General features: G+C 56.4%; 4 protein-coding genes. 1 reads left to right on the forward strand and 3 read right to left on the reverse strand.

Annotated features, from left to right (window positions below):
- Positions 1-67: 67 nt before the first annotated feature.
- Positions 68-382 (reverse strand): CcdB family protein, encoded by a 315-nt coding sequence (locus PK789_RS11645; RefSeq protein ID WP_503011860.1) that lies wholly within the window; start codon positions 380-382, stop codon positions 68-70.
- A complete protein-coding gene (locus PK789_RS01340; RefSeq protein WP_324306530.1) occupies positions 379-657 on the reverse strand; it encodes a type II toxin-antitoxin system CcdA family antitoxin in 279 nt (92 codons plus the stop codon). The genes PK789_RS11645 and PK789_RS01340 overlap by 4 nt, the downstream gene beginning before the upstream one ends.
- Positions 658-830: 173 nt before the next feature.
- Here PK789_RS01340 and ppa point away from each other — a divergent pair, with 173 nt between their 5' ends.
- Positions 831-1,379, forward strand: coding sequence for an inorganic diphosphatase (gene ppa, locus PK789_RS01345; RefSeq protein WP_324306531.1), 549 nt, complete (start codon positions 831-833; stop codon positions 1,377-1,379).
- Positions 1,380-1,454: 75 nt separating this feature from the next.
- Here ppa and PK789_RS01350 read toward each other — a convergent pair.
- On the reverse strand, positions 1,455-1,900 hold a 446-nt coding region (locus PK789_RS01350), incomplete at its 5' end, for a DUF4136 domain-containing protein (RefSeq protein WP_324306532.1).

Below are 1,900 nucleotides of genomic sequence, written 5' to 3' on the forward strand. Positions count from 1 at the left end.
TTGCCGGCCACATCGCCCACCGGAAAATCAAATTGCGCCATTGCGATACGCAGCGTATTGGCCACGGTCATATCCCCGAGATCAGCATGTCGAGAGCAGCAAGGATGGTCAGGCGTTCGGCCGACAAATCCGCCTCATGCCTGCCAAGCATCTGCATTGGTACATTGGTAATTTGCGCTGCATCCATCACCAGCCGCTTGCCTGCAACCACCAGCACCGGCATCAGCCTTGCCACCAAAGGCCCTGCCAGTTGCGGTGCAATCAAGGGCACAACCACGCGTGATTGGGTGGCATCGATCAAATCATTTTGCACGATTAGCCAGTAAGGAATGGTGCGCCTGGATGCGGCATCCGCATTCACATACGCGCAAAATTGATTCATGCGGCAGACGACGCCTTGAGTTTGGCCTTGAACGCACGCACATGATCACCGGCAAGCCCATCCCGCTCGATACGTACGTTGTACGCGGCGATCGCCTCACGATTTTCTTCCAGCCACTTGGCACGTTTGCGTGCACGCACTTCCGTATCCAACGCACGCTCTAACGTGGCAGACAGATTGATATCCAGCGCCTTGGCGTCTTCCAGCAAGCCTTGGTTGATGCTGACATTGGTAGCACGCTTGCCGTAATCGGCGTATCGCTCTCGAATGCGCATGACATAATTCCATTGTATGCGCATTTATTATGCGCATACAAATCACACCCGTCAAGCTCGCTGGTTCGCCCAGCGTCATCTTTTGCCGCCGCGCTCCGCTAAAATGTACCCACTCCCCCCTCAATCATCGCTGCGCCCAATCGGGTGCGGCACACACGTCGGAGCACTACCACATGGGTCTGGACCTCGTCCCCACCGGCAATAACCCGCCGGACGAAATCAATGTCGTCATCGAAATCCCGAAAGATGCCGAACCTGTCAAATATGAAGTCGATAAGGCGTCAGGTGCGATCTTCGTGGACCGCATCCTGTCCACCCCGATGCGCTACCCGTGCAACTACGGCTACGTGCCTTACACGGTTTGTGGTGATGGCGACCCGGCCGACGTACTGGTCATTCTGCCGTTGCCGCTGGTGCCCGGCTCGGTGATCCGCTGCCGCCCGGTGGGCGTATTGAAGATGAGCGATGAAGCCGGTAGCGATGAAAAGATCCTCGCCGTCCCGGTGGACAAAGTCTTCAACGGCTACAGCCACATCGACGACATCGCCAAGGTCAGCAAGCACTGGTTGCAACGCATCGGCCACTTCTTCGAGCACTACAAAGATCTGGAAGACGGCAAGTGGGTGAAGCTGGATGGCTGGGGCGGCGTGAATGAGGCCAAGTCGATCATTATGGATGCGATTGCCCGCTACAACACCAGCGAAGACAAGCCGAAGTTTTAAGCCGGCGTTGCCGCTGCAATCAAAAACCGCCGGGTTGCTGCCGGCGGTTTTTGTTTTTCTAGGCGTGCACCACGCTTACATCCCGCCGGCTTTATGCGGATATTTTGCGAAGATGCCGGTGATGGCTGCGTCGATTTCGCCCAGTTTCTGTTCTGGCTTTTGTTTGGACCGTACCGGATTGCTGGCCGAACCCGTCCACACCATGCGGTTGCGCTTACCGTCCACCAAATCCACGGTCAGGGTACCTTCCTTATAGCGTGATACTTGGGTTTCGTCGTACCAAATCGGCACCGCGACATAGGTCTTGTGGCGATAGCTGTAGAACCATTCAGTGTCGCTGCGCGGCACCGTCCACACAGCGGTTTTGTCTTCCACCACACCTTGGAAGTTCACCAACAAATCGGCACCTTCGGTGCTGTAGCGATAGCCGCGCGCATCCATTTCCTTGCGCACATCGGCACGAATGCGCTCGGAAATCCAGCTGGAATAGCCAGACTGCTCCATCGCAATCGGCTGATAGA

This window comes from Thermomonas sp. (assembly GCF_035369645.1).
GTDB lineage: Bacteria > Pseudomonadota > Gammaproteobacteria > Xanthomonadales > Xanthomonadaceae > Thermomonas.

Bases quoted from the DNA above. Each gene is read 5' to 3' on its own strand.
- PK789_RS01340 (WP_324306530.1), bottom strand. From the start codon at position 657: ATGCGCATTCGAGAGCGATACGCCGATTACGGCAAGCGTGCTACCAAT.
- ppa (WP_324306531.1), top strand. From the start codon at position 831: ATGGGTCTGGACCTCGTCCCCACCGGCAATAACCCGCCGGACGAAATC.
- PK789_RS11645 (WP_503011860.1), bottom strand. From the start codon at position 382: ATGAATCAATTTTGCGCGTATGTGAATGCGGATGCCGCATCCAGGCGC.